General features: G+C 64.2%; 22 protein-coding genes. 17 read left to right on the plus strand and 5 right to left on the minus strand.

What is annotated here, in order from left to right:
• Window positions 1-244 precede the first annotated feature (244 nt).
• Window positions 245-1,450, plus strand: a complete 1,206-nt coding sequence (locus ACVCNR_RS16795; protein ID WP_447075567.1) for an OmpP1/FadL family transporter — start codon at window positions 245-247, stop codon at window positions 1,448-1,450.
• 503 nt (window positions 1,451-1,953) lie between these two features.
• The gene (locus ACVCNR_RS16800; protein ID WP_447075724.1) at window positions 1,954-2,730 is read left to right on the plus strand and encodes a tetratricopeptide repeat protein; all 777 of its coding nucleotides are present in this window, start codon (window positions 1,954-1,956) and stop codon (window positions 2,728-2,730) included.
• A 68-nt stretch (window positions 2,731-2,798) separates the two neighbouring features.
• On the opposite strand, the gene xth is transcribed toward ACVCNR_RS16800, so the two are convergent.
• The gene (gene xth, locus ACVCNR_RS16805; protein ID WP_447075568.1) at window positions 2,799-3,593 is read right to left on the minus strand and encodes an exodeoxyribonuclease III; all 795 of its coding nucleotides are present in this window, start codon (window positions 3,591-3,593) and stop codon (window positions 2,799-2,801) included.
• A gap of 121 nt (window positions 3,594-3,714) precedes the next feature.
• Here xth and ACVCNR_RS16810 point away from each other — a divergent pair, with 121 nt between their 5' ends.
• On the plus strand, window positions 3,715-5,202 hold the full coding sequence (locus ACVCNR_RS16810; RefSeq protein WP_354192529.1) for a nucleobase:cation symporter-2 family protein: 1,488 nt from the start codon (window positions 3,715-3,717) through the stop codon (window positions 5,200-5,202).
• 48 nt (window positions 5,203-5,250) lie between these two features.
• Here ACVCNR_RS16810 and ACVCNR_RS16815 read toward each other — a convergent pair whose 3' ends face one another.
• On the minus strand, window positions 5,251-5,634 hold the full coding sequence (locus ACVCNR_RS16815; protein WP_354192528.1) for a VOC family protein: 384 nt from the start codon (window positions 5,632-5,634) through the stop codon (window positions 5,251-5,253).
• A 2-nt stretch (window positions 5,635-5,636) separates the two neighbouring features.
• Window positions 5,637-5,984: an iron-sulfur cluster insertion protein ErpA gene (erpA, locus tag ACVCNR_RS16820; RefSeq protein WP_447075569.1), complete on the minus strand. Its 348-nt coding sequence runs from the start codon at window positions 5,982-5,984 to the stop codon at window positions 5,637-5,639.
• Between the two features lie 115 nt (window positions 5,985-6,099).
• Here erpA and ACVCNR_RS16825 point away from each other — a divergent pair, with 115 nt between their 5' ends.
• The 13 genes from ACVCNR_RS16825 (at window position 6,100) to ACVCNR_RS16885 (ending at window position 21,439) form a co-directional block, all read left to right on the plus strand.
• The gene (locus ACVCNR_RS16825) at window positions 6,100-7,332 is read left to right on the plus strand and encodes a deoxyguanosinetriphosphate triphosphohydrolase (RefSeq protein ID WP_447075570.1); all 1,233 of its coding nucleotides are present in this window, start codon (window positions 6,100-6,102) and stop codon (window positions 7,330-7,332) included.
• A gap of 223 nt (window positions 7,333-7,555) precedes the next feature.
• On the plus strand, window positions 7,556-9,313 hold the full coding sequence (argS, locus tag ACVCNR_RS16830; RefSeq protein ID WP_447075571.1) for an arginine--tRNA ligase: 1,758 nt from the start codon (window positions 7,556-7,558) through the stop codon (window positions 9,311-9,313).
• A gap of 100 nt (window positions 9,314-9,413) precedes the next feature.
• Window positions 9,414-12,158, plus strand: coding sequence for an SPOR domain-containing protein (locus ACVCNR_RS16835; RefSeq protein WP_447075573.1), 2,745 nt, complete (start codon window positions 9,414-9,416; stop codon window positions 12,156-12,158).
• A 108-nt stretch (window positions 12,159-12,266) separates the two neighbouring features.
• A complete protein-coding gene (gene nagZ / locus ACVCNR_RS16840; RefSeq protein ID WP_447075574.1) occupies window positions 12,267-13,286 on the plus strand; it encodes a beta-N-acetylhexosaminidase in 1,020 nt (339 codons plus the stop codon).
• Window positions 13,287-13,376: 90 nt separating this feature from the next.
• The gene (locus ACVCNR_RS16845; RefSeq protein ID WP_447075725.1) at window positions 13,377-14,165 is read left to right on the plus strand and encodes a segregation and condensation protein A; all 789 of its coding nucleotides are present in this window, start codon (window positions 13,377-13,379) and stop codon (window positions 14,163-14,165) included.
• Window positions 14,165-14,899 carry an SMC-Scp complex subunit ScpB gene (gene scpB, locus ACVCNR_RS16850; RefSeq protein WP_447075575.1) on the plus strand — a complete coding sequence of 245 codons (735 nt, stop codon included), beginning with the start codon at window positions 14,165-14,167 and terminating at the stop codon, window positions 14,897-14,899. The genes ACVCNR_RS16845 and scpB overlap by 1 nt, the downstream gene beginning before the upstream one ends.
• Window positions 14,900-15,052: 153 nt before the next feature.
• A complete protein-coding gene (locus ACVCNR_RS16855; RefSeq protein WP_354192518.1) occupies window positions 15,053-15,268 on the plus strand; it encodes a twin-arginine translocase TatA/TatE family subunit in 216 nt (71 codons plus the stop codon).
• 30 nt (window positions 15,269-15,298) lie between these two features.
• On the plus strand, window positions 15,299-15,961 hold the full coding sequence (tatB, locus tag ACVCNR_RS16860; RefSeq protein WP_447075576.1) for a Sec-independent protein translocase protein TatB: 663 nt from the start codon (window positions 15,299-15,301) through the stop codon (window positions 15,959-15,961).
• Window positions 15,958-16,818: a twin-arginine translocase subunit TatC gene (gene tatC / locus ACVCNR_RS16865; protein ID WP_354192515.1), complete on the plus strand. Its 861-nt coding sequence runs from the start codon at window positions 15,958-15,960 to the stop codon at window positions 16,816-16,818. Before tatB ends, tatC begins: the two co-directional genes overlap by 4 nt.
• A 176-nt stretch (window positions 16,819-16,994) precedes the next feature.
• Window positions 16,995-17,495, plus strand: a complete 501-nt coding sequence (locus ACVCNR_RS16870) for a (2Fe-2S)-binding protein (protein WP_447075577.1) — start codon at window positions 16,995-16,997, stop codon at window positions 17,493-17,495.
• A gap of 135 nt (window positions 17,496-17,630) precedes the next feature.
• A complete protein-coding gene (locus ACVCNR_RS16875) occupies window positions 17,631-19,988 on the plus strand; it encodes a xanthine dehydrogenase family protein molybdopterin-binding subunit (RefSeq protein ID WP_447075578.1) in 2,358 nt (785 codons plus the stop codon).
• A gap of 13 nt (window positions 19,989-20,001) precedes the next feature.
• Window positions 20,002-20,808 carry an FAD binding domain-containing protein gene (locus tag ACVCNR_RS16880; protein WP_447075579.1) on the plus strand — a complete coding sequence of 269 codons (807 nt, stop codon included), beginning with the start codon at window positions 20,002-20,004 and terminating at the stop codon, window positions 20,806-20,808.
• 154 nt (window positions 20,809-20,962) lie between these two features.
• Window positions 20,963-21,439 (plus strand): YciE/YciF ferroxidase family protein, encoded by a 477-nt coding sequence (locus tag ACVCNR_RS16885; RefSeq protein ID WP_354192511.1) that lies wholly within the window; start codon window positions 20,963-20,965, stop codon window positions 21,437-21,439.
• A gap of 59 nt (window positions 21,440-21,498) precedes the next feature.
• On the opposite strand, the gene ACVCNR_RS16890 is transcribed toward ACVCNR_RS16885, so the two are convergent.
• A complete protein-coding gene (locus tag ACVCNR_RS16890) occupies window positions 21,499-21,741 on the minus strand; it encodes a hypothetical protein (RefSeq protein WP_354192510.1) in 243 nt (80 codons plus the stop codon).
• Between the two features lie 177 nt (window positions 21,742-21,918).
• On the minus strand, window positions 21,919-22,806 hold the full coding sequence (yghX, locus tag ACVCNR_RS16895; protein ID WP_447075580.1) for a YghX family hydrolase: 888 nt from the start codon (window positions 22,804-22,806) through the stop codon (window positions 21,919-21,921).
• A gap of 173 nt (window positions 22,807-22,979) precedes the next feature.
• Here yghX and ACVCNR_RS16900 point away from each other — a divergent pair, with 173 nt between their 5' ends.
• Entirely contained in the window at window positions 22,980-24,824 is a 1,845-nt protein-coding gene (locus tag ACVCNR_RS16900; protein WP_447075581.1) for a monovalent cation:proton antiporter-2 (CPA2) family protein, read from the plus strand.
• The last annotated feature ends 89 nt before the right edge of the window (window positions 24,825-24,913 follow it).

The following is a 24,913-nucleotide window of genomic DNA, read 5'->3' on the forward strand; positions in this document are numbered from 1 at the left end:
AATGTAACAATCGGGCAAATCCGGGTCGAAAAGGGGGCGTTTTTCCCTTTGGACGGTCGGATTTATCCGGAATTTAAGATTGGCGGGGCCAAAATTGGCCAGTTTCGGCCGTTCTCGAAGATGTCGTTAAGTCTGTTCGGGATCGTGTCGAAAAGCCGTACTTGTACGCCATGAACATCGATGTTGCATCGCCACTTCGAATTGGTTCTAGCTAGCAACCACGAATTTTCGGGGAGAGGAATTCATGAATAAAAAGGGTTTGGCGGCGCTTGCGGCAGCAACCGCGCTTTCTCTTCTTGGCACGGCCGCGGCGCAGGCCGGCGGGTTCTCGCGCGGCACGGCGGACACGGATATCCTGTTCGAGCAGGGCAACTTCAACATGCGCACAGGAGCGACCTTCGTGGCTCCGCAGCGCGGCTATGATACCGTTAACATTGCTCCGGGTGTCTCGGTAAAGGGAACGGACGGAAAATACACCGAGCACTATGTTATCCCGTCCGCTGCCATCAAGTTCAATATCACGGACGATATGTCGTGCGCTGGCACCTACACGACGCCGTTCGGAGCTTCTTCCGTCTATGGACCTCAAGCCATACAGGCGGAGCTTACTTTTACTGCCGGTCGCAAAGGAACCATGGCCACAAAATTCTCGACCAACGAATTTGGTCTGACTTGCGGCTACAAGTTCAATGTGGGTCCCGGTAATTTGTGGGTTTTGGGGGGCGTGTTTGCCGAAGACTTCACCTATTCGGAGACAGTTCTTCTAGGAGGTGCTGCTCCGGCAACGCTTGGTTTCAAGGACGACTATAGGGCAGGCTATCGTATTGGTGCAGCCTATGAAATCCCGGAGTATGCGTTGCGCGCTCAGGTCCTGTACCGCTCCGAGGTCAAGCACAAGCCGGACGGTACATGGTCCTCGGCCGCATTCCCAGTCACGTTTGACACGTTCGGCACCGGAACATTGCCCCAAAGTCTGGAGCTGAAGGTTCAGACCGGCATTGCGCCGGGTTGGCTGGCATTCGCGTCCGTCAAGTGGACGGACTGGAGCGTGCTGCAAACCCTCGACTACACAATTGTTGCTCCTCCGACTGTTGGTGGAGGGGACAATCGCAAGGAATACTTCTTTCGCGATGGTTGGACCGTTACGGGCGGCATTGGCCACAAATTCACCGACAGCATTTCGGGTTTCGTCAGCCTGACATGGGACCGTGGGGTTTCCACGACCGAAGATGCGCTGACCGATACGTACATCCTGGCTGGCGGTGTTTCCCTGACCGATGTGCTGGGCGGTGAGCTTCGCTTTGGCGGGGCCGTAAGCTATCTGACAGGAAGGACCGTGCCCCAAGCTGCTCTCGGAAGCGGCGGCGTGGGTCCTGGACATTCATTCGGCTATACAGTTGATGGTGACGTTTCTTATGCCGGTCAGGTTTCGTTCAAAACGAAGTGGTAGAAGGCAAGACCAGAATTTCAAGCCCGGCAATCGCCGGGCTTTTCTTTTGTCTTCAATCGCTTAAGCGCCTTTCCGGATTCTGTTTCACAACTCCGGCATGCCCCCGCTCTTCACCAAGGATTAGGGACGTGTCGAGTTTGTGGTGAATCTGCAACAGTCGTTCAACTTCCCCTGTGCTAGGCCTGCCGCAGCGAGAACCGCCTACTTCCCGCCATAAACCCGGAGCACTTCATTAGGGCCCCGGCAAAAGCGGCAAGACATAAGAACGGGGTCCGCTGGAATATCGGCTGCACCTTGTCGTCATGCGCGATCGAAGAGTGTGTGCCGGCGGTGTGGCAGGCGCAAGGAAGAGTATGGAAGTCCCGGCTATTTCCCGCTCAGGTTCTATGGTGCTTCCCGCAAGGGAAGGGACCGTTCGTGCGCGCCCGTTCTCGGCGCAAGGCGCGGCCGGCTCCTCGGGAAATATGGCGCGGCGGCTGCGCTCCTGTCTCGTCTGGGCGGTGATGGCCTGTGCGGCCTTGTCGGCGACGGACCGCGCCCTTGCCTTCGATGACAATGTCTTTGACGACAAGACCGGCGTGAAGCCGAAATCCAACCCCTTCGCTGTGTTCCGCTTCGGCTTTTCCGCTTATCAGAGCGGACACAAGGAGCAGGCTGTCGAAGCCTATCGCTATGCGGCCGAGAACGGCCAGATCGGCGCCACCTGGAAACTGGCGCGCATGTATGCCGAGGGCGACGGCGTCACCCGCAACGACTACGAGGCCTACAAGTTCTTCAGCGAGATCGCGGCGCAGGATGTCGAACCGGGCTCTCCGGAAGAGAGCTACGTGTCCGATGCGCTGGTGGCGCTGGGCGACTATCTGAAGACGGGCATACCCGGCACGCCCGTGCAGCCCGATCCGGTGGCCGCGCAGGAATATTTCATGCGGGCCGCCGCCAACTACCGCAATCCGAACGCCCAGTATGAAATGGGCAAGATGTTCCTGACCGGCGAGGGCGGCATGAAGGCCAGTGCCAAGCAGGCCGGCCGCTGGCTGCAACTCGCAGCGGAGAAGGGCCATGCCGGCGCGCAGGCGACGCTCGGCAACCTTTTGTTCCACAGCGGCAAGGTGGTGCGTGGCCTTGCCATGATGACCGCCGCGCTGGAACGTGCGCAGCCGCCCGACCAGGGCTGGATACGCGGCATGCAGGAAGAAGCCTTCGCGCTGGCGGCCGAGGCTGACCGCCGCACCGCCATAGCGCTGGCCGACGACATGCTGGCCAAGGGCATCAACCAGTAGCTTTCTGCTCTATGCTGCCGTCATTCCTGCCGGGTTGAAATCCAGCCGGCAAGCCGCGTTGACGCGGGTTACGCCGCCTCAAGCTCCAGTTCGACCGCAACCGGCACGTGATCGGACGGCTTTTCCCACGACCGCACGTGCTTCTCGATCGAGGCCGAGCCCAGCCTGTCGGCGGCTTCGGGCGACAGCAGCAAATGGTCGATGCGGATGCCGTTGTTCTTCTGCCAGGCGCCGCCCTGATAATCCCAGAACGTATAGACGTCCGCCTTGTCGGTGACGGCGCGGACCGCCTCGGTGAAGCCGAGGTTCTTCAGCCGCCGGAAGGCCTGCCGGGTCTGCGGCTGGAACAGGGCGTCGTTCACCCAGGCCTGGGGGTTCTTTGCGTCGATGGGCTCTGGAATCACGTTGTAGTCGCCGGCCAGCACCAGCGCCTCCTCAAGCGCCAGTCGCTCGCGCGCCCAGGCTTCCAGCCGGTCCATCCATGAAAGCTTGTAGGGAAACTTCACCGGATCATCGATCAGGTTGCCGTTGGGCAGGTAAAGCGAGACGACGCGCAGCGCCCCCTTCGGCGTCGAGAACACGCCTTCGATGAAGCGGGCCTGCTCGTCCGCATCGTCGCCCGGCAGGCCGCGATTGACCTCGTCGAACGGCAGCCTGGAAAGCAGCGCCACGCCGTTGAAGCCTTTCTGGCCATGGGTTTCGACGTTATAGCCGAGCGCCTCGATCTCGGCCTTGGGGAACTGGTCGTCGACGGTCTTGATCTCCTGAAGGCACACGATGTCCGGCGCGCTCTCCCGCAGCCAATGGGTGAGATTGCCGATGCGGGCGCGCACGCCGTTGATGTTCCAGGTGGCGATCTTCATGAAATTCTCGCGATTATTTCAAACAGTTCTTGATGGTCTCTTTGCCCGATCGTTGCGATCCTGCACCATCGCGGCAGTCTATGGAACCCGCTTCCGGACTGTTGCGCAAAGGGAGGACAACATGTCAACAGCATCGACGCATCCCGTCGACGAGATGCTGCCGGCGCCGCGCCTGTTCACGCTCGGTCTCCAGCATGTGCTCGTCATGTATGCCGGCGCCATCGCGGTGCCCCTGATCGTGGGCAGGGCGCTGCAACTGGAGCCTGCGGACGTCGCATTCCTGATCTCGGCCGACCTCTTCGTCTGCGGTATCGTCTCGATCCTGCAATCGTTCGGCGCCACGCCGTGGTTCGGCATCAAGCTGCCGGTCATGATGGGCGTGACCTTCGCCGCCGTCGGCCCGATGGTTTCCATGGCGGTCGCCAATCCGGGCCAGGAGGGCGCGCGCATGATCTTCGGCGCCATCATCGGCGCGGGCATCATAACAATCCTCATCGCACCGTTCGTCAGCCGCATGCTGCGGCTGTTCCCGCCGGTGGTCACGGGCACCATCATCCTCGTCATTGGCGTGTCGATCATGAAGATCGGCATCAACTGGATCTTCGGCATGCCGGTGGGGCCGACCGCTCCGAAGCTCGTCAATCCCGAGCATGCCGCATGGCTGAAGGCTGTCGCCGATGCGGCCGGCGCGGAGGGCGGGGCCGTCCCGGCCGTTCCCGCGGGGCTGGCGCTTGCCCCTACCGTGCCGAACGCGGCCTACGCCCCGGTGTCCAACATCGTCCTGTCGCTGGTGGTGCTTGCCATCGTCGTCAGCGTGGCGCGGTTCGGCAAGGGCTTCCTGTCCAATGTGGCGGTGCTGATCGGCATCATCGCCGGCGGCATCATCGCCGGCCTGCTCGGCATGATGCATTTCGAGAAGGTGGCCAACGCCGCCTGGTTCGCGCCCATCATGCCCTTCCATTTCGGCATGCCGATCTTCGACCCGGTTCTCATCCTCACCATGGTGCTGGTGATGATCGTGGTGCTGATCGAATCCACGGGCATGTTCCTGGCCCTGGGCGAAATGACAGGCAAGAAGATCACGCCCGAATCGCTGTCCGCGGGGCTGCGCATGGACGGCCTCGGCACCGTGCTGGGCGGCGTCTTCAACACCTTCCCCTATACCAGCTTCTCGCAGAATGTCGGGCTGGTGGGCGTCACCGGCATTCGCAGCCGTTTCGTCTGCGTCGCCGGCGGCGTCATCATGGTGGTGCTGGGGCTGATCCCGAAAATGGGCGCGCTGGTGGAAGCCGTGCCGACCGTCGTGCTTGGCGGCGCCGGCATCGTCATGTTCGGTATGGTTGCGGCCACCGGCATCCGCATCCTGTCTGCCGTCGACTTCAAGGGCAACCGCAACAACCTGTTCATCGTGGCGATTGCGCTCGGCTTCGGCATGATCCCGGTGGTGGCGCCCGATTTCCACATCTGGCTGCCCAAGGCTATCGGCCCGCTGGTCGATTCCGGCATCCTGCTGGCGTCGATTGCCGCCGTGCTGCTCAATCTGGTCTTCAATGGCGCCACCGGGGATGCGCACGGCCTGCGCGAGGCGGCGATGTCGTCCGAGGCTTAGCTGTCGTCGATCAAGCAATGATGGAGAGGCCGCCGCAGGGCGGCCTTTTCAATCCTGCCGGCGTTCGATGAGGCCGATCGTGTTGCCGGCCGGGTCCTTGAGGAAGGCCATCCATTCCTTGTCGCCGGCAGGGCCGAACAGGCCGTCCTTGTCGTGGAAGGAGAGGGCAGGCGCTGCGGTGAAGGGAACGCCCGCCGCATCGGCCTTTTCGTGGAAGTCCAGCAATCCGTCGATGTCGAGATAGACGGTGCCCGGCGGCACCCCGTCCATGAACAGCAGCCGTACCCCGCCGGCCAGGATGAAGGCTATTCCGGGCGGGTCGAAGCGGGCGTGGGGCTGAAAGCCCAGCACGTCGTGCCAATAGGCGAGGGTAGCGTCGAGATCGCGCCCCGCCGACAGCGCGACCTGACGGACCGCGCCGGCGCGTGGCATGGTCAGATCGAGAAGCTGGTGCCGCAGCCGCAGGAAGCCACGGCATTCGGGTTCCTGATCTGGAAGGACTGGCCCATCAGGTCGTCGACGAAGTCGATGATGGAGCCGCCCATATAGACCAGCGAGATGTCGTCGATCAGCACCGTGGCGCCGTCCCTCTCGATGGCGACGTCGCCATCGTCGGGCCCCTCGACCAGATCGAACTTGTAGGAGAAGCCCGAACAGCCACCGCCTTCGACGGAAACGCGCAGGGCGGTTTTCCCCGGCTCGTCGGAGACGATGCGGGCGATGCGCTTTGCGGCGGCTTCGGTCACTTCGACATTGATGGCGGTTGCGGCGTTCGCGCTCATGGCGTCACCTTGCTTTTGATTTCGCATGATAGGTATGTACGTCACGCCAGCAAGTCAACAATCGGTCGTGGGTATGCGCCCACACCCGACCGCTGGCACGACCACTGGGGAAAGCATGGACGAAGGACAGGCCGGAACCGCCCGGCTCGGCAATATCGGTTTCGGCTACCGGCCGCGCGCGCCCTACGCCACGGACCCGGCCCGCACGCGCGGGCGTCTGTTCCCGGAGCCGGAAAGCCCGACGCGCACGCCGTTCCAGCGCGACCGCGACCGCATCATCCATTCGACCGCCTTCCGCCGCCTCAAGCACAAGACGCAGGTGTTCATCGCCCACGAGGGCGACCACTACCGCACCCGTCTCACCCATTCGATCGAGGTGGCGCAGATCGCCCGCGCGCTGGCGCGCGCGCTGCGGGGTGACGAGGACCTCGCCGAGGCGGTGGCGCTGGTGCACGATTTCGGCCACACGCCGTTCGGCCATACCGGCGAGGATGCGCTGAACGAGAAGATGGCGGCCTGGGGCGGTTTCGACCACAACGCCCAGTCGTTGCGCATCGTCACCCGGCTGGAGCGCCGCTATGCCGAGTTCGACGGCCTCAACCTGAGCTGGGAGACGCTGGAAGGCCTGGTCAAGCACAATGGGCCGCTGGTCGATGCGAAGGGCGAGGCGCTGGCCGGGCCGCTGCCGGCCACCATCCGGTCGTACAACGAATTGCACGACCTGGAACTGGACCGCCATGCCGGCATCGAGGCCCAGTGCGCGGCGATTGCCGACGACATCGCCTACAACACCCATGACATAGACGACGGCCTGCGCGCCGGCCTGCTTGAACTCGACATGCTGGAAGACCTTGCACTGCCGGGAAAGATCCTGTGTGCCGTGCGCGAGCGCTATCCTGCGCTCGACGACGTGCGCATCGGTCATGAGCTGATGCGACGCCAGATCACCATGATGGTCGAGGACGTGATTTCGGCCGCCGGCGCGAACCTTGCCCGGCTGCGGCCCGTCAGCGCCGAGGCGGTGCGCGCGGCTGGCGAAACCATCGTCACCTTCACTTCGGAAGTGGCCGCCGAGGAGAAGGAGCTGAAGGCGTTCCTCTACAAGCACCTTTACCGGCACCCGGAAGTCATGCGCGTGCGCGCCGAGGCCGAGAGGATCGTCGCCGACCTGTTCGATGCCTATTTTGCCGATCCCCGCGCCATGCCCGAGGGCTGGCGTGAGGGGCTCGACCGTGCGGAAGACCGCGTCAAGGCGCGCCATGTGGCCGATTTCCTCGCCGGCATGACCGACACCTATGCACTCAAGGAGCACCGGCGCCTGTTTGACCACACGCCGGATTTGAGCTAGGGCGAAGCCGATTTTGCTGCGGCTGTCGAGCAGGCGCCGTCATCCCGGAAAGTGACCGGAGCGAAGCGCAGGTCAATTGTCCGGGATCCATGCCGGAACGATTGCAGGTTATGGAATGGATCCCGGATAGCCATTCTCGCTCCGCTCGACTTGGCTTCCGGGATGACGTTCATACTGTTGGCAGTCTTGGCCAAACGAGGCCTGTTAGCTCACGAGATTTGGAATGAACATCTTCGCCGACTTCACCGCGCGGATCATCAAAGCCGTAGAAGCGCTTGATCTGAAAGACAAGAACGGGGCCGCGCTCGATCTGTCGCGCATCGCCGTCGAGCCGCCACGCGATGCCAGCCACGGCGATCTGGCCACCAATGCGGCCATGGTCCTGGCCAAGCCGGCCGGCCAGAATCCGCGCGCGCTGGCAGAACGCCTCGTGGCGGCGCTCTCCCGGGATGCCGATGTCGCCAGCGCCGAAGTGGCGGGGCCGGGCTTCGTCAACCTGCGCCTTACCGACGGTTTCTGGCAGCACCACCTGACCGGTATCCTCGCGCAGGCGGCCGACTACGGCCGCTCGAAATTCGGCGGCGGGCGCAAGGTGAACGTCGAATATGTCTCGGCCAACCCGACGGGGCCGATGCATGTCGGCCACTGTCGCGGTGCGGTGGTGGGCGATGCGCTGGCCAACCTCATGGACTTCGCCGGCTATGAGGTGACCAAGGAATATTACATCAACGACGCCGGCGCGCAGGTCGACGTGCTCGCCCGCTCAGCCTTCCTGCGCTACCGCGAGGCGCTGGGCGAGACGATCGGCGAAATCCCGCCCGGTCTCTATCCGGGCGATTACCTCATGCCCGTCGGGCAGGACCTGGCCAAGGAGTTCGGCGGCAAGCTGCTGGAAATGCCCGAGGTGGAGGCCCTGGCACTGGTCAGGGACCGCACCATCGACGCGATGATGGTGATGATCCGCGATGACCTCGCGCTGCTCAACGTCCATCACGAGGTGTTCTTTTCCGAGCGTACCCTGCATGCCGGCAATGGCGGCGCGATCCAGACCGCCATCAACGACCTGACCTTCAAGGGCTTCGTCTACAAGGGCAAGCTGCCGCCGCCGAAGGGCGAGAAGAGCGAGGATTGGGAGGACCGCGAGCAGACGCTGTTCCGTTCCACCGATGTCGGCGACGACATGGACCGGCCGCTGGTCAAGTCGGATGGTTCCTACACCTATTTCGCCGGCGACGTGGCCTACATGAAGGACAAATATGGGCGCGGCTTCGACGAGCTGGTCTTCGTGCTCGGCACCGACCACGGCGGCTATGTGAAGCGGCTGGAAGCGCTGGCGAAGGCCATTTCCGGCGGTGACCTGAAGCTGACGGTGCTGTTGTGCAACCTCGTCAAGCTGTTCCGCGACGGCGAGCCGGTGCGCATGTCGAAGCGTTCCGGCGATTTCGTGACCCTGCGGGAGGTCGTCGAGGAGGTGGGGCGCGACCCGATCCGCTTCATGATGCTTTACCGCAAGAACAGCGAGCCGCTCGACTTCGACTTCGCCAAGGTGACCGAGCAGTCGAAGGACAACCCGGTGTTTTACGTGCAGTATGCCTCGGCGCGCTGCCATTCCGTGTTGCGGCAGGCGCGCGAGCAGATGGGCATCGCCGAACCAGGCCGCGAGACGCTGTCGGCTGCCGTTTCGGGCCTGTCGGATGAGGGCGAGATCGGGCTGATCCGCAAGCTCGCGGAATATCCCAGGCTGATCGAGCAGGCGGCGTCCTCGCAGGAGCCGCACCGGCTGGCATTCTACCTCTATGACCTGGCAAGTTCCTTCCACGCACACTGGAATCGTGGCACCGATAACCCCGACTTACGTTTTGTTAAGGTTAACGATCCACAATTGACGCTTGCCAGACTAGGGCTGGTGCAGGCCGTTGCTGACGTTCTTCAGTCCGGTCTGACGCTTGTCGGTGCCGATGCACCGAAAGAGATGCGTTAGACTACAGCGGAATACCTGTCACCATTTGCCCACATTGCGCTGGTAGGGGCCAACCTACGCGACGTCGATGGCGTCCGATTGTGCGAGTTCGGGAACGACGATGGCAGACAGAACCCAGCTGAGGATAGCAGACCGCGACGATATCGCGGAAGACGATCCGTTCGCGGAACTGACCCGGATCATGGGTTTCGATCCGCGCGTTCCGGTCAAGCCGCAAGACGAGGCCCGTTCGCAACCTGCGGCCGAGGACGATTTCGCCATCGACCTCGAGAAGGAACTGATGGGCGAGTTCGGCGAGGAGCCGCAGCCCGCGCCGGCACCCGAAGCCGCCTATCCGCAAGCTGAAGAGTCCGTCGCGGAGCCCTATGCCGGCGAGGAGCGGGCCGCCCAGCCTGCCGAGGATTTCTTCTTCGACGAATCCGCCTTCGACCAGTCCGCCGATGCCGCGCCGCCGGCGTCTGCCGGGGCCGCTCCCGAAGAGCATCCCGACTTTGCTGATTTCGAGAAGATGTTGGCATCGGACCTGCCGGATGCCCCGCAGTCCGACAAGCAGGAACTCGGCGAGATCGAAGCTTCGTTCGCCTCCGAATTTGAGGAGGATGCACCCCGGGAGACCGCTTCCGCGGAAGAGTTTCCGGCGTTCGACGATTCCGATTTCGTTTTCGACGAGCCGGAAGCCGCAATCCCTGCGCCGCAGGAGCCGGTCGCGAGCGAGCCTCACGAAGAGGGCGACGATTTCGAGCGCGCTCTGGCCGCCGCCGTTTTCGACGAGCAGCCCACCCAGGCCGGCTATGCCGAGGAACAGGACTACGGCGCGGAACAGGCCTACAGCCAGGACAGCTACGAATATTCCGAGCCGGAAGCCGCGCCTGAAGCGCCCGCCGCGTCGCTCGAAGACGAGTTGAATGCGCTGCTCAACAGGATGTCGGCGCGCCCGGAGCCGGCCTACGAGCCCGATTTCCAACTGGAAAAGCCCCTCGACGTTCATGTCGAGCCGGCCGCCGCACCGGTGTACGAGGCTTCGGCCCAGCCGCAGGAATCCGTGTCCAATCCGGACGACTTCGACCTCGATATCGATCTTGCAGCCTTCGACGCCGCCTCCCACGCGGACGACGCGCGGGAGCAGTATGCCGATGAGACCTCGGCCGATCCGGTCGAGGCGTTGAAGCCGTTCATTCCGACCGCCGCCGCGGTCGCCGCAGCCGCTGCCCAGGCGCATAACTGGAGCCGCGGCACGCCCTTCATCCGCCCGCAGCCGGATCCCGTCCAGCCGCAGGTGAGCTTTGCCCAGCCTGTCCAGCAGAACGGCGCCACCGCCTACCACTACGAGGCGGAGCCCGCTGCCGGCAGCTATGAGGTGGAGCAGGATTATCGCACCACCGATCAGGTCGGGGCAGAAACGCCCGCGGCTTATTCGGAACTGTCCGAGGTGGCGGCAGCGCCGGCCCGTCCGCCGGTTGCCGAAATACCGGAGCTGGAGACGATCGAGATTCCCGAAAAGGCCGTGGCCCTTGCCGACGATCTCGATATTCCGGATGTCCCCTTCGAGGAGGACAAGACGGAAGCGCCGGCGTATGACGACCTCGATGCCGAGTTCTCCAGCCTCCTGAACGAGATGAATGTCGGCGAGCCGACGCCCGCACCGGAGCCGGCGCAGCAGGCCGCTGCTTTCCAGGCGCCCCGCCAGCAGCCGGAGCAGGCTGCCGCCGGTGGTTCGGCGCAGGTCACGGCCGATGCCTATGACCAGGCGTTCGATGACTTCGAGTTCGACGCGGCCGCCAGCCAGCCCTATGCGCCGCAGGCGGCTGCCGATGACGGGTTCGACTACGACCCGGACGCCGGCGAAACCATGTCCGAAGCGGGCGAGACGGAAGAGCAGCGTCCGCGCAATCGCATGCTGCTGGCCGCCGCCGTTGTCGGCGCGGTGGCGCTGATCGGCGGCATCGGAGCCTTTGCCCTGTCCTTCGGCGGTGGCGGTTCCGGCGATGCGCCGGTGCTGGTCAAGGCTGATGACGCGCCGATCAAGGTCAAGCCGGAAAACCCCGGCGGCACCGTCATCCCCAATCAGGACAACAAGGTCTATGACATGGTGGCCAAGGGCGGCAGACCTGCGGCCCCTACCCAGGAAAAGCTGGTTTCCGATGCCGAGCAGCCGATCGACGTGACCTCCACGGCTCCCGAAGCCCGCGTCGTGGGCGGGTTGCCGGTGGATGAAGCCGCGCAGCCGGCCGGCAAGTCCGAGGATCGTGTCGCGCCGGCTCTCGTCGAGAACGATGCGGCCGCGGACGAGGTGCCGGCGGTGGCGCCGCGCAAGGTGCGCACCATGGTCGTCAGGCCGGATGGAACGCTCGTCCCGCGCGAGGATCCCGCGCCCGCCCAGCAGATCGCGGCAACGGAGCCGACCGATCCTGCCCCGCAGGCGGTCAGCGCGCCGGGCGCCGAGCAGACCGGGGCCGTGACGCCCGCCGCTCCGCAGCAGTCGGCCAATACGCCTTCGGCAGCGCCCGTCGCGCCCCAGCGTCCGGCCGAGCAACCCGTCGATATCGTTGGCGAGGTCAAGCCCGGACAGGTTGCCGCGCTCGATCCGAATGCGGCGGCAGCGGGAACCTGGGCCATGCAGATCGCCTCGCAGCCGAGCGTCGAGGCGGCGCAGTCCACCTATCAGGACCTCGCCCGCCGCTACGCAAGCGTGCTGGAGGGCCGCAGCGTCAACATCGTCAAGGCCGAGGTGGCCGGCAAGGGCACCTTCTACCGGGTTCGCGTTGCCGCGGACTCGCGCGCCGAGGCGATCAGCCTGTGCGAGAAGTACAAGGCTGCCGGCGGCGCCTGCTTCGTCTCGAAGTAACGGACGCCGGGATATCCAGTCGAACCGGGCCGGTGCGGAAACGCGCCGGCTCTTTTGCATTCCGAAGGGGCGATTCCCTTTCCCGCCCGAACCCTCTAGATTCAGCGTATGACCGAATCAAAGACGCTCATCCTCGGCTGTGCCGGCCATTCGCTCACCCGCGAGGAAATCCGCTTCTATCGGGGTGAAAGCCCGTGGGGGTTCATCCTCTTTGCCCGCAACATCAGCGAGCCGGAGCAAATCCGCGATCTCGTCGCTTCCATGCGCGATTGTGTCGGGCGCGAGGATGCGCCGGTGTTCATCGATCAGGAGGGCGGCCGGGTACAGCGCCTGCGGCCGCCGCTGGCGCCGAACTACCCGCCGGCAGCCGCCGTCGGCGAAATCCACAGGCGCGATCGCGAGGCCGGCCTGCGCGCCGCCTGGCTGCATGCGCGCATGCATGCATTCGACCTTGCCCGCTACGGCATCACCGCCGACTGCCTGCCGGTCCTCGACGTGCCGGTGGAGGGCGCCAACGACGTCATAGGCCAGCGCGCCTATGGACGCGACCCCGATGCGGTGGCCGCCCTTGGCCGGGCCTCGGCCGAAGGCTTGATGGAAGGCGGCGCGCTGCCGGTTATGAAGCATATTCCCGGCCATGGCCGCGCCTCGGCCGACACGCATTTCGAGCTGCCGACCGTGCATGAATCGCTGGACGAGCTGCGCCGACACGATTTCGCCCCGTTCAGAGCGTTGAACGACCTGCCGGCGGCGATGACCGCGCATGTGGTGTTCAGCGCCATCGATCCGAAGGGCCCGGCCACCACTTCGGGCAAGGTGGTGGAGGAAGTGATACGCGGGGAAATCGGCTTCGACGGGCTGCTGATCAGCGATGACATCTCAATGAAGGCACTTTCTGGGGATTTCGGGGCCAAGGCGGCGGCAATCCTTGCGGCTGGCGTCGATATCGTTCTTCACTGCAACGGCGTCATGGAGGAAATGGCGGCCGCCGCGTCGAAGGCGAAGGCCCTGGAAGGCCGGGCGCGGAAGCGTGCCGAACAGGCGCTGGCCGTGATCGGCACGCGAAACGAGGGTGCCGAAGAAGAGCTTCGGGCGGAATTTGCGGAGTATTTCGCGGCGGTGGCCTGATCCCGCCGGCAAGGGCGGCAGGGCCGTCAGGAGCAAGGAAACGTGGCGCAGACGGCAGCAGGGGAGCAGAAGGCACCGAGGCTCACGCCGATGGAACGGCTGTGGGCCGACGATGACCGGCGCAGCGACGATCCCGCACTGGTTGTCGATGTCGACGGCTTCGAAGGACCGCTCGACCTGCTCCTGCATCTGGCCCGCAACCAGAAGGTAGACCTCGCCCGTATCTCGGTGCTGGCGCTGGCCGAGCAGTATCTGGTTTTCATCGACCGGGTGCGCGCCCTGCGGCTTGAACTGGCTGCCGACTATCTGGTCATGGCGGCTTGGCTCGCCTTCCTCAAGTCCAAGCTGCTGATCCCCAAGCAGCCGGGCGAGGAGGGTCAGAGCGGCGAGGAACTGGCGGCGGTGCTGCAATTCCGCCTGCGTCGCCTCGAAGCCATGCGCGATGCGGCCACCCGGCTGGTCAACCGCAACCGCCTCGGCCGCGACGTCTTCGCACGCGGCATGCCTGAAATCGTCATCGTCGAAAAGCGCAACCAGTATTCGGCGACGCTCTACGATCTGTTGAGCGCCTATGCGTCGCAGCGCCAGCGGCAGGCCACCACCAATGTGCAGATCGCCAGGCGGGGCGTCTGGTCGCTCAAGCAGGCCCGCGAGATCCTGACGCGCATGATCGGCGAACTGGACGACTGGACTGCCCTCGACGGCTTCCTGATCCGCTATCTGGCCACGCCCGAGGACAAGCGCACCGCCATCGCCAGTTCCTTCGCCGCGTCGCTGGAACTGGTCCGGGAGGGGGCGGTCGAGATGCGCCAGCAGGAGCCCTTCGCGCCGCTCTACCTTCGCGGGCGAGGGCCTCGCGCGGCCGGGGAGGCGTCGTGATGAGCGAGGGCGGCAACGCATCCGTCATCCCGTTCCCCAACGAGGAAGACGGCGACGATCCGCGCGCCCGGCTCGTGCGCACCAATGCGCATGAGGTGGTGCGCATGGCCGAGGCGATCGTCTTCGCAAGTGCCGGGCCGGTCAGCGAAAAGCAGCTTGCGGCTCGCCTGCCGGATGGCGTCGACGTGACGGCGACCATGCTTGAACTGCAGCGCATCTATGCGGTGCGGGGCGTCAATCTGGTGCGGGTCGGCGAGGGGTGGGCATTCCGCACCGCCGGTGATCTCGCCTTCCTGATGAGCCGGGATACGGTGCAGCAGAAGAAGCTGTCGCGCGCCGCGCTGGAGGTGCTGGCCATCATCGCCTACCATCAGCCGGTGACCCGGGCCGAGATCGAGGAAATCCGCGGCGTGGAGACCTCGAAAGGCACGCTCGACACCTTGCTCGAAACCGAATGGGTGCGCATGCGCGGCCGCCGCAAGACGCCCGGCCGCCCGGTTACCTATGGCACCACCGACGCCTTCCTCGATCATTTTTCGCTGGAGGAACTGCGCGACCTGCCGGGCATCGAGGAACTGAAGGGGGCGGGCCTTTTGTCCAGCCGCATGCCGGCCAATTTCGCCATTCCGCTGCCTCCCGTCGATTCGGACGCGCTGACCGAGGACGAGGACCCGCTGACCGATCTCGATCTGGAGGATCTGGGCCTGCTCACCCCAAAGGTGACTGAAGACTGAGCGTCTGATCCGGGGTGCGCGCATTTGCGCGGGCGTGCTGCTCGAAACCGCGTGACATTCTCAAATCATTCGTGAAGATTGTGCCAGTTGCGTTTGAAACTGGGCGCGAAAGCGCATAGATCAGTTTCTGGAACACTTACGAGAGAGAGTGCAATGGGTTCGTTTTCGATTTGGCACTGGCTGATCGTGCTGGTGATCGTGCTGCTGGTATTCGGCCGCGGCAAGATCCCGGAACTGATGGGCGACATGGCCAAGGGCATCAAGAGCTTCAAGAAGGGCATGGCCGACGACGATGACGATACGCGCACTGTCGAGCACCGTGCCGACGAAACGGTTTCGCCTTCCAAGGAAAAGGCCGGCAAGAGCTAATTCCGTTTCCGCCTTTCGGGTTGAGTAGTCATGCTTGATGTCGGCTGGTCCGAAATGCTGGTGATCGCGGTCGTGCTGATCGTGGTCGTCGGACCCAAGGATTTGCCTCAGATGCTGCGCACTTTCGGCCGGATGACGGCCAAGATGCGCGGCATGGCAAATGATTTCCAGAAGCAGGTCAACGAGGCGCTGAAGGAAGCGGAACTCGAGGACGTGAAGAAGTCCGTCGATTCGCTGCGCAGCCTCAATCCGGCGGCGGAAATTCGCAAGCAGCTCAATCCCTTCGAGAAGGCCGCGGCCGATGTGAAGGCCAGTCTCGACGACGCCGGCAAGCCGAAGGCGACGCCGGTTCCCGAGACCAAGCCATCCGAAGCCGAGGCGCCGTTTCCGGCCATGACCGATGCTTCCGTGCCGCCCGTGCAGGCGGCCGGTGACAAGGCGCCGCCCGCCAGGGCAGGGGCGGCGAAGCCGGCGGCCCCGGGCACAGCGAAAGTCGCCAAGGCGGCTGCCGTGAAGGCCAGCGCTCCGAAGGCCACGACGAACGGGTTCGGTCGCAAGGCCGCCGCCAGCCGCAAGGCGCCGGCGAAGCCCGCGCCGGCCAAGGCGGCGGAAGCCAAGCCTGCCGGGAAGAAACCCGCCGCCAAGCCGAGCGCCGCCAGGACTGCAAGCAAGACGACGAGGACGCCCAAGTGAGCGCCAGCGAAAAGGATGAGATCGACCAGTCGTCGGCGCCTCTCATCGAGCATCTCATGGAACTGCGGACCCGGCTGATGTGGTCGATCGGCGGGTTCTTCGTGGCCTTCCTGTTCTGCTTCTTCTTCGCCAAGGCGCTGTTCAACCTGCTGGTCATTCCCTTCAAATGGGCGACGAGCTGGGCCGGCCTCGATCCGACCAAGGTCGAGCTGATCTACACGGCGCCCCAGGAATTCTTCTTCACGCAGATCAAGCTCGCCATGTTCGGCGGCATGGTCATCGCCTTTCCGCTGATCGCGACGCAAATCTACAAGTTCATCGCGCCAGGCCTCTATCGCAACGAGCGCGCCGCCTTCCTGCCGTTCCTGATCGCCTCGCCGATCCTGTTCCTGATCGGCGCTTCGCTGGTCTATTTCTTCTTCACGCCGATGGTGATGTGGTTCTTCCTCACCATGCAGCAGTCCGGCGGCGAGGGCGAGGTGCAGATTTCGCTGCTGCCGAAGGTCTCCGAATATCTCAGTCTCATCATGACGCTGATCTTCTCCTTCGGCCTGGTGTTCCAGTTGCCGGTGGTCACCAGCCTGATGGCGAGGGTAGGACTGCTCTCGTCGAAGGCCCTGGAAGACAAGCGCAAATGGGCAATCGTCCTCGCCTTCGTGGTGGCGGCAGTGCTGACCCCGCCCGATCCGCTGAGCCAGATCGGCCTCGCCGTCCCCACCATCATCCTCTACGAGATTTCGATCTGGACCGCGCGCATGATCGAACGCAGCCGCGCCCGGGAGGAGGCCGAGCGCGAGGCGGCCGAGAAGGGACAGGCGGCACCTGCGGAAGCTCCGCCACCCGACAGCGCCACCTGACGGATTCTCCTCCTTCGGCGGCGCATTCCTGCGACATTAGACTTTAGGCGCATTCAACTTGGCGTGCTTGCGTCGACGGCAGCTATTGTCGTCGGCGCTATTGCGTATAAGAATAACGCCTCGCCGGCGTTTCGTCGGATGCCGGGTACCAAGGTTAAAAACCCAGGGGAGGCTCCATGTCGGATGTATCAATGACGGTCAATGGGAGGCAGGTCAGCGCCTCCGTCGAGGACCGGACACTTCTTGTTCATTTCCTGAGGGAACACCTGGGGCTTACCGGCACCCATGTCGGCTGCGACACCTCGCAGTGCGGCGCCTGCGTCGTCCATGTCGACGGCATGGCGGTGAAGTCCTGCTCCATGCTGGCCGTGCAGGCGTCCGGCTCGGAAGTGATCACCATCGAAGGCCTTGCCGGCATGGGCGATCTGCACCCGGTGCAGGCGGCGTTCCGCGAGCACCACGGCCTGCAATGCGGTTTTTGCACGCCCGGCATGATCATGACCGCCGTGGACATGATCCGGCGTCACCCGCAGGGGCTGGACGAAGCGACCGTGCGCGCCGAGCTGGAAGGCAACATCTGCCGCTGCACCGGCTATCACAACATCGTCAAGGCGATCCTGGCCGCGTCCAGGACCATGGCCAAGGCGCCGAAGGGAAGGGCGAAGAAGGCGGCTTGAGGAAAAGCGAACGGGGAAGAGCGAAATAGCGGAATTGTCATTTCCGCATTGGTATCATCCATCGCCTTTCCGCTTCTTCCCGCTTTGCCGGACTTCATTCGCTATCGGCTCATCTGGTTCTGGAGGAGAACGACTATGGGTATCGAAGGCGTCGGCGCGCGTGTGGCGCGCAAGGAGGACAGGCGCTTCATCACCGGCGCAGGCCGCTATGTGGACGACATGGTGGTGCCCGGCATGAAGCACGCGGCGTTCGTGCGCAGTCCGCACGCGCATGCGCAGATCAAGAAGATCGACGTCAAGGCGGCGCAGTCGATGCCGGGCGTCATCGGTGTGCTGACCGGCAGGGAATTGAAGGCCGACGGCATCGGCAATCTCATCTGCGGCTGGATGATCCATTCCAAGGACGGCACGCCGATGAAGATGGGTGCCTGGTCGCCGCTCGCCGTCGACAAGGTGCGCTATGTCGGTGACGCGGTTGTCGTCGTCGTGGCCGACACCAAGGCCCATGCGCGCGACGCGGCCGAGGCCGTCGAGATCACCTACAAGGAGCTGAAGGCGGTCACGGAGGTGACCGGGGCGATCGCCAGGGGTGCGCCGCAAATCCATCCGGAAGCGGAAGGCAACCTGATCTTCGACTGGGAGATCGGCAACGCCAAGGAGACTGCGGCGGCCTTCAAGCAGGCGGCGCATGTGATCAAGATGGACGTCGTCAACAACCGCCTGGTGCCGAACGCCATGGAGCCGCGCGCCGCGCTTGGTCATTACGACCGGGCGGAAGACCACTATACTTGCTGGACGACCTCGCAGAACCCGCATGTCGCTCGGCTGGTGATGAGCGCCTTCTACAATATCGCGCCGGAGAACAAGCTGCGCGTCATCGCCCCTGACGTCGGTGGCGGCTTCGGCTCCAAGATCTACATCTACCCGGAAGAGATCGTGTGCCTGTGGGCCTCGAAGAAGACCGGCGTTCCGGTGAAATGGGTGGCGGACCGCACCGAGAGCTTCCTGTGCGATGCGCATGGCCGCGACCATGTCACCCATGCCGAGATGGCTTTCGACAAGGACCACAGGATTCTCGGCTTCAAGGTCGACACCCTGGCCAATCTCGGCGCCTACATGTCGCTGTTCTCGTCGGTCACGCCGACCTATCTCTACGCGACGCTGCTCTCCGGCCAGTACGATATCCCGGCGATCCACGGCAATGTGAGGGCCATCTACACCAACACCGCGCCGGTCGATGCCTATCGCGGGGCGGGACGACCCGAAGCGGCTTTCCTGGTCGAGCGCATGATGGAGGTGGCGGCGCGCCAGTTCGGCGTTTCGCCGGCGGAACTGCGGCGCAAGAACTTCGTCACCGCCTTCCCGCACCAGACCCCCGTCATCATGAACTATGACGCTGGCGACTTCGCCACCTCGCTCGACGCGGCCATGAAGGCGGCCGACTATGCCGGCTTCGAGAAGCGCCGCCAGAAGGCGAAGAAGGAAGGCAAGCTGCGCGGCATCGGCTTCTCCTGCTATATCGAGGCCTGCGGCCTCGCGCCGTCGGCGGCAGTCGGCTCGCTCGGCTCCGGCGTGGGCTTGTGGGAATCTGCCGAGGTGCGCGTCAATGCCGTCGGTACGATCGAGGTGCTGACCGGCTCGCACAGCCATGGGCAGGGTCATGAAACGACCTTCGCCCAGCTTGTGGGCGAGCGCCTTTCCGTGCCGCTGGAGTCCATCTCCATCGTCCATGGCGACACCGACAAGGTGCAGATGGGCATGGGCACCTACGGCTCGCGCTCCGGCGCGGTCGGCATGAGCGCCATCGCCAAGGCGCTCGACAAGGTCGAGGCCAAGGCCAAGAAGATCGCGGCGCATCTGATGGAGGCGGACGAAGCCGACATCGTCATCGAGAACGGCGCCTTGAAGGTGGCCGGCACAGACAAGAACGTGCCGTGGTTCCAGATGGCGCTGGCGGCCTACACGGCGCACAACCTGCCGGCCGGCATGGAGCCCGGCCTGAAGGAAACGGCGTTCTACGATCCCGCCAACTTCACCTTCCCGGCCGGCTGCTACATCTGCGAGGTCGAGGTCGACCCGGAAACGGGCGTCACCGACATCGTGCAATTCGTGGCGGCGGACGATTTCGGCAACATCATCAATCCGATGATCGTCGAGGGGCAGGTGCATGGCGGCATTGCCCAAGGCATCGGCCAGGCGCTGCTGGAAGGAACCCACTATGACGGCAGCGGCCAGCTGCTGACGGCGAGCTACATGGACTACACCATGCCGCGCGCCGACGACCTGCCGTCGTTCAAGGTCTCGACCTCGAACACGCCGTCGCCGTCCAATCCGCTCGGCATGAAAGGCTGCGGGGAGGCCGGGGCCATCGGCTCGCCGCCGGCCGTCATCAATGCCATCACGGACGCCATCGGAACCGAGGACCTGACCATGCCGGCGACACCGCAGAAGGTGTGGGCGGCGCTTCAGGCCCGGAAGCCCCGGAAGCATTGAGGGAGGCACGATCATGTATTCGGTCAACTACCACCGTCCGGCCTCCGTCGCCGAAGCCGCCAAGCTGGCGCGGGACGATGCCAAGCTGCTTTCCGGCGGCATGACCCTGATCCCGGCCATGAAGACGCGGCTTGCCGCGCCCTCGGATGTCATCGACATCTCCCGCATCGCGGCGCTGAAAGGCATCAAGGTGACGGGCAAGGCCGTCACCATCGGGGCGGCGACCACGCATGCCGAGGTCGCCGCCGACGAAAAGCTGAAAAAGGCCTGTCCTGCGCTGGCGGATCTGGCTTCGATGATCGGCGACCCCGCCGTTCGCCACAAGGGCACCCTCGGCGGCTCCATCGCCAACAACGATCCGGCCGCCGACTATCCGGCCGCGATGCTGGCGCTTGGCGCCACCATCGTCACCAACAAGCGCGAGATCGCCGCCGAGAAGTTCTTCAAGGGCCTGTTCGAAACGGCGTTGAAGGACGGCGAGATCATCACCGCCGTCACCTTCACGGCGCCGGCCAAGGCAGGATATGCGAAATTCCGCAATCCAGCCTCGCGCTATGCCATGGTCGGCGTATTCGTGGCCAGGGGCAAGGCCAACGGCAAGGAGGAGGTGCGGGTGGGCGTGACCGGTGCCGGCGATGACGGCGTTTTCCGTTCCCGCCCGCTCGAGGCCGCGCTGGCCAAGTCGTTCGATGCGGCGGCGCTGGAGGGCGTTACCGTGCCGGACAAGGGGCTGATGAGCGACATGCACGCTTCCCCGCAATATCGCGCCAATCTGGTCGTCGTCATGGCAAAGCGGGCGGTGGCGGCGGCCAACGCCTGACCGCTTCGACCGGCTTTACCGCCTGTTCCAACCCGCCACCTGCAAGGGTGGCGGGTTTTCCATTTGTCTCGTGGCCTACGATGCCGGCGGAACCAAGTGGGAGGGTTCACATTCTTGGGAAGGCGGGAGGTCTCTCTTTTCATGAGGACAAGCGATGAAAACTCTGGCGGACCTGTTCGAGCACACGCTCAAGGATGTCTACTATGCGGAGAATGCGCTGACCAAGGCGCTGCCGAAAGTCTCCAAGGCCGTGAAAAATCCGGATCTGAAGAAGGCGGTCGACGGCCACCTCAAGGAAACCAAAGGGCAGATCGAGACGCTGAAAAAGGTGTTCGGGACCATCGGGGTCAAACCCGAGGGTGAGAAATGCGATGCCATTGAAGGGCTTATCAAGGAAAGTGAAGGCCTGATGGAAGAGGCGACAGGCACGGCCCTGGATGCCGGGCTGCTTTCAGCCGCGCAGGCCGTGGAGCACTACGAGATTTCGCGCTACGGTTCGCTGCGCGAATGGGCCAAGGTGCTCGGCAACACCGAGGCGCATAATCTGCTGACCGAAATCCTCGATCAGGAAAAGGCCGCCAACAACAAGCTCACCAATCTGGCTGTGTCGTCGCTGAACAAGAAGAAGTAGGCCGGCGCGGACCTTTTGCCGCTTCCGCGCCGGGCCTTGCCGCGTATTTCCGGATGATCCTATCGCCAGGACCGGCCGTCATCGCCGGTCTGGCACCCATAGGGCGGCAGCACATTGCCGAAGGTGGCATGCAGCCGGTCGCAGCCCCATTTGTTGATCGGCCCCGGCATGCGGCTGTTCAGCTCGATCCCCACCTCGTCATAGGGGCTTTCGGTGTTGGTGACATAGCCATGCCACCTCCAGCCCACGACGACGATGGCTGCAACGACGGTGATCAGGACGATCTGGACAAGCTTCTGCACGCTGGGCGACTCCACACCAAAGGCAACCCCGGAAAAGCGGAAACCGCTTTCCCCGGGGAATTGCAGGAAAACAAGGAGATAGAGCACTTCTGCGATTCGCAGGAAAAACAGAAGCGATCTCTTGGGGTGGTCGCGCTTACATCAGCGACGCTTTTGTCGTCAAACCCGGGCCTGGCCTTACGCCAGGTAACGCTTGAACCATTCGATGGTGCGGTCCCAGGCCAACTTGGCCGCCGCTTCGTCATAGCGGGGCGTCGAGTCGTTGTGGAAGCCGTGATTGACGCCGGGGTAGATATGGGCCTCGTAGGTTTTGCCGTTTTCCTTCAGCGCTGCCTCATAGGCCGGCCAGCCTTCGTTGATGCCGGCGTCCAGCTCGGCGTAGTGGATCAGAAGCGGCGCCTGGATGCGCGGCACGTCTTCCACCCTGGGCTGCCGGCCGTAGAACGGCACGGCGGCGGCAAGTTCCGGATAGGCTACCGCCGCCGCATTGGACACCCCGCCGCCATAGCAGAAGCCGGTGATGCCGATCTTGTCGGTTGTCGCGTCATGCTTCGTCAGGAACTCGATCGCCGCGAAGAAATCGTTCATCAGCTTTTCGGGATCGACCTGCTGCTGCAATTCGCGGCCCTTTTCGTCATTGCCGGGATAACCGCCCACGGATGTCAGCCCGTCGGGCGCGAGCGCGACGAAGCCGGCCTTGGCGACGCGCCGCGCCACGTCCTCGATATAGGGGTTCAGTCCGCGGTTCTCGTGAACGACGACCACGCCGGCAACCGGCCCGGAGGCGGCGGCCGGGCGAACCAGATAGCCGCGCACCTCGCCATTGCCGTTGGGGGAGGGGTAGGTGATGTATTCGGGCAGGATATCGGGATCGGTGAACTCGACCTGCTGGGCAAGCGCGTAGTCCGGGCTCAGCGAGGCCAGGATGGCAGCGGCCGTGACGCCACCGACCGCGAATTTGCTGGCACGGTCGAGGAACTCACGCTTGGTGATCCTGCCATGCGCGTAATAGTCGTAAAGTTCGAGCAGTTCCTGCGGGAAATCCTTCGCTGTGAGGCGTGTCATCGACTGTTCCTCCACGTTGCGGCGACGGGCCAGTATAGGCAGGCCGATCGCAACCGGCCGTTCACAAATACGTTGATGCCGGGAGCGGAAATGAACGGCGACCGGTTTTCTCGCCCGCGCCATGCGCATAGACTGCAGGGTGCGGGCGCGCGAAATCGCGGGAAAGGCACGGCATGGCAGGCGAGGCGGCACAACATGGCGTAGACCTTGTCCCGGTCGTGGTGCTGCTTGCAGCCGCAGTGGTTTCCGTTCCGCTGTTCAGGCGCGTCGGGCTCGATTCGGTGCTGGGCTATCTTGCCGCCGGCCTGGCCATCGGCCCCTTCGGCCTCGGCCTGTTCAGCGATCCGGCCGCGATCATCAATGTCGCCGAACTCGGCGTGGTGATGTTTCTGTTCATCATCGGGCTGGAAATGCAGCCATCGCGCCTGTGGAGCCTGCGCGGGGAAATCCTCGGGCTCGGTGCGCTTCAGGTCGGCTGTTGCGGGCTGCTGCTCACCGGCGTCGGCATGCTGCTGGGCTATTCCGCCTCGGTGGCCTTCGTCTTCGGTATGGGCTTCGTGCTGACCTCCACGGCAATCGTCTTCCAGTTGCTCAACGAGCGCGGCGAGCTTTCGACGCCGAAGGGGCAGCGCATCGTGTCCATCCTGCTGCTGGAAGACCTTGCCATCGTGCCGCTTCTGGCCTTCGTCGCCTTCATCGCTCCCGGCGCCGCCGACACGGGCACCCAATCCCGCTGGCTGTCCGTGGCGATTGCGCTCGGCTCTGTTGCCGGTCTCGTGCTGGTCGGGCGCTTCCTGCTCAACCCGCTGTTTCGGGTGCTGGCCCGGGCCGGCGCGCGCGAGGTGATGACGGCGGCCGCGCTGCTGGTCGTGCTCGGTTCGGCGCTGGCCATGCAGCTTGGCGGCCTGTCCATGGCCATGGGAGCGTTCCTCGCCGGGGTGCTGCTGTCGGAATCGTCGTTCCGCCATCAACTCGAGGCCGATATCGAACCCTTTCGCGGCATATTGCTGGGCTTGTTCTTTCTTGGCGTCGGCATGTCATTGGACCTCGATGTCATCGCCCGCAATGTCGGCCTTGTCGCGGTGGCCGTGTTGGCGTTCATGGTGGTCAAGGGGCTCGGCATCTACGCTGTCGCGCGCCTGCTGAGGACGCCCCATGCGGAGGCGCTGGAGCGGGCCGTGCTGATGGCGCAGGGCGGTGAATTCGCCTTCGTGCTCTATGCCACGGCGGCGAGCGTGGGCCTGATCGACGGCGCGGTGAACGCGGTTTTCACCTCCACCGTCATCATATCGATGGTGCTGACGCCCTTCGCCATGATGGTGCTGAAGCGGCTGACGCCGCCGTCCCCGCAGTCGCTGGACGGCGTGGAGGTCGCCCGCGACCTTAAGGGCAGCGTGCTGGTCATCGGTTTCGGCCGCTTCGGCCAGATCGTCAGCCAGCCGCTGCTGTTGCGCGGCGAGGACGTGTCGATCATCGACAACGATGTCGACATGATCCGCGCCGCCGCCGATTTCGGCTTCAAGGTCTATTATGGCGACGGCACGCGGCTGGACATATTGCATGCCGCCGGGGCGGAGCATGCCAAGGCGATCCTGGTCTGCATCGACAAGCCGGATGCCGCCATGCGCATCGTCCAGCACGTCAAGGCGGAGTTTCCGCTAACGCCGCTTCTGGTGCGCGCGGCAGACCGCAGCGTGGCGATCGATCTCATGAAGGCCGGCGTCGACTACCAGATCCGCGAAACGCTGGAATCGGCCTTGCTGTTCGGGCGTGCCACGCTGGACCGTCTCAGTATTCCGCAAGAGGAGGCTGAGGAACTGATGGACGAGGTGCGCCGCCGCGACATCGAGCGGCTCGACCTGCAGGTCGTTGGGGGCTTCTATGCCGGCAAGCAGTTGCTCAAGGGCACGCAACCCATGCCCGCGCCGCTCGCACCGCCCCGACAGGAGGGCAGTGCCGGAAACGAGGCGGCGGCCGCGGCCATCGGTAAGGGCGCGACCGAGCCGGAAGGGGCTTGAAGCGTGTCGCGATCTTCCAAATTCGCTCCTTGCGCCTCAAGTCTTTGTTTTTGCGTATGACATTGTCCCGAAAGCGGTTTTCCCTTTCG

This window comes from Aquamicrobium terrae, assembly GCF_052978165.1.